The organism is Methanospirillum sp., assembly GCF_035560735.1.
Classification (GTDB): domain Archaea; phylum Halobacteriota; class Methanomicrobia; order Methanomicrobiales; family Methanospirillaceae; genus Methanospirillum.
Window position 1 is genome coordinate 1 of record NZ_DATMYY010000067.1, and the last position, 2,793, is coordinate 2,793.

The following is a 2,793-nucleotide window of genomic DNA, read 5'->3' on the forward strand; positions in this document are numbered from 1 at the left end:
TCAATATGTAATGCAAACTTTACTTTGTAGAGTTACCTGCAAATCTATCGGTAATCAATCTACCAAAATCGAATATCAGGTGAATTCATGAACGAAGAGATCCTTGCGCTTACAAAAGAAGCGAAACAATACGCAGACCTCCTCACTCCCCTTAGGGATGAAATATCCAGAATAATTGTCGGACAACATGAAATCGTAGATCGTCTTGTCATCTCATTAGTTGCTGATGGTCATGTCCTGCTTGAGGGAGTTCCTGGAATCGCGAAAACATTACTTATCAAAACTCTTGCTCAAGCTATCGATGCTTCATTCTCACGTATACAGTTCACTCCAGACCTGCTGCCTGCCGATATTACTGGCACCAAAATTTTTAATCAACAAACGTCTTCATTTTCAACAGTAAAAGGTCCAATCTTCAGTCAGTTTGTTCTTGCTGATGAGATCAACCGTGCACCACCAAAGGTACAGTCAGCATTGCTTGAAGCCATGCAGGAACGTCAGGTCACGATACAGGGAGAGACGTTTAAACTTCCAATTCCGTTTTTCGTGCTTGCTACCGAGAACCCGATTGAGCATGAAGGTACATATCCACTTCCTGAAGCCCAAATGGACAGGTTCATGTTCAAGATCATTATGGGGTATCCTTCACGAACAGAAGAAGTTACGATTCTAGATCGGTTTACTGAAGGTGTGAAAATCACTCCAAAGGCTGTCATCACAGCTGATACGATCCTCTCTATTCAGCAGTTCCTCTCCCGGGTATATGCTGATGTTGAGATTAAGAATTATGTAACTTCGATTGTTGATGCAACACGGAGTCCTGGACGATATGGTCTGGAACTTAGTGATTACATTGCATATGGGGCATCACCTCGTGCAACCATCTTTCTTGTTCTTGGTGCCAAAGCACATGCACTCTTAAGGGGACGTGGATATGTTGTTCCTGAGGATGTAAAGGCTATTTCGGCAGAAGTTCTTCGACACCGGATCATCCTCACATATCAGGCGGAGGCAGATGGGGTTACTTCAGATTCTGTAATCACAAAGATTCTCAAAAGTGTTCCCGTTCCATGAGGAGGAGAGAGTAGATGCCAGCATGGGAAGATCCTGTTGAACTGGTAAGGCTCATCCGCTCGGTAGATCTCATTACACGTGCCAGGGTGACAGGACAAAAGGCAGGTGTTCACATCTCCCTCTTTAAAGGTCAGGGAATAGAGTTCTCTGAGATCAGAGAGTATATTCCTGGAGATGACATTCGGGCAATTGACTGGAAAGTCACTGCCAGATATGGAATTCCACATGTCAAGGAGTTTACCGAAGAGAGAGACCAGACATTTTATTTTGTTATTGATCTGTCAGGGTCCCACGCCTTCGGTAGCATGGTAAGTAAATACAGGATGATGCTGGAGATTTATGCAAGCCTCGTATTTGCAGCAGTACGGTACCATGACCGGGCAGGACTTATTGTTGTCACAGACAAGGTTGAACGATTTATTCCGGCACGAAGCGGCAGAGCTCATGCAGTCCACCTCATTCATGAGGTCATTAACCATACCCCTCAGAGTTCAGGGTCGGACCTGAGACCTGCACTTCATCATATCCTGACCCGTCTTCGGAGAATGGCCTCCGTTATTCTTATTTCTGATTTTTATATGCCTGACTTCTCACGTGAACTTGGCCAGCTCAGACAGCACCATGAAGTATATGCAATCAGGGTGTCTGACCCCCGTGAGTCAGATCTTCCTGATATCGGTCTGATTGAACTTGAGGATGCAGAAACCGGTGAGCAGATCCTCATCGATACTTCGGACGAACTGTTCAGATCAGACTACCAGAGAGCTGTTTTAGAAGCAGAAAAAAGGACTGCCGGAATTTTTAAGAAATGTCATGTTCCCATGGAACAGGTTAGAACCTCTGATGACTGGTTCAGTCCTCTACAGCAGCTTTTTGCTGACAGACCTATGGCGGGGGCACGCTAATGGCAGGTTTTTATCATCCAGAATGGTTGGTTCTGCTACTAGCACTACCAGCCATATACTATTGGTATCTCCGCGAAACCAAAAGAAAAAAACAGGAAGCGATGGTCTTCTCCCATATCGGTTTTATGAAGACCGCACTAGCCGGAAGATCGGGTTCTGCACGACCGCGATTACTCCTTCTGATTGGTCTTGCTGCCCTGGGCTGTGTTATTATCGGACTTGCTGACCCCCATATTCCTCTTGAGCAAGCTAAAGAGGGAGTCAATGTCATCCTTGTGATGGATGATTCTGGCAGTATGCAGGCTAATGATTACAAGCCAACGAGACTTGAGGCAGCCAAAAATTCAGCCGGACAGCTGATACGTCAATTAGACGATAAGGATTATGTTGGTGTCATCACATTCGAATCAGGAGCTACCAGTGCTGCATATCTTTCTCCAGATAAGGACCGGGTATATACCAAATTAAAATCCATTGAACAGAAGGACGGGGCAACCGCAATCGGAGATGGATTAGCACTTGCAATAGATATGTCTGAGTCGATCCCAAACCGAAAGAAAGTTGTTATTCTTCTTTCTGATGGTGTGAATAATGCCGGTGTTATCTCTCCTGAACAGGCCACACAGTTTGCAAAAGACAAAGGAATCCAAGTATTCACCATCGGTCTTGGATCAGATAAACCGGTTGTTCTCGGATATGACTGGTTTGGCAACCCGCAGTACGCCGATCTCGATGAAGATGCCCTTAAAAAGATTGCATCAGACACCGGAGGAAAATACTATAAATCAGTCAATGATGGGACTCTCTCAGAAAT

3 protein-coding genes are annotated in these 2,793 nt (G+C 45.1%); all 3 read left to right on the plus strand.

The genetic code is table 11. The annotated features are described in order from the left end of the window. The first annotated feature begins 87 nt into the window (after positions 1 to 87). Positions 88 to 1,074 carry an AAA family ATPase gene (locus VN429_RS01825; protein WP_325629171.1) on the plus strand — a complete coding sequence of 329 codons (987 nt, stop codon included), beginning with the start codon at positions 88 to 90 and terminating at the stop codon, positions 1,072 to 1,074. A gap of 14 nt (positions 1,075 to 1,088) precedes the next feature. Continuing rightward, on the plus strand, positions 1,089 to 1,979 hold the full coding sequence (locus VN429_RS01830) for a DUF58 domain-containing protein (RefSeq protein WP_325629173.1): 891 nt from the start codon (positions 1,089 to 1,091) through the stop codon (positions 1,977 to 1,979). Next, a partial coding sequence (locus tag VN429_RS01835) for a VWA domain-containing protein (protein WP_325629175.1) occupies positions 1,979 to 2,793 on the plus strand: 815 nt, incomplete at its 3' end. The genes VN429_RS01830 and VN429_RS01835, both read left to right, overlap by 1 nt.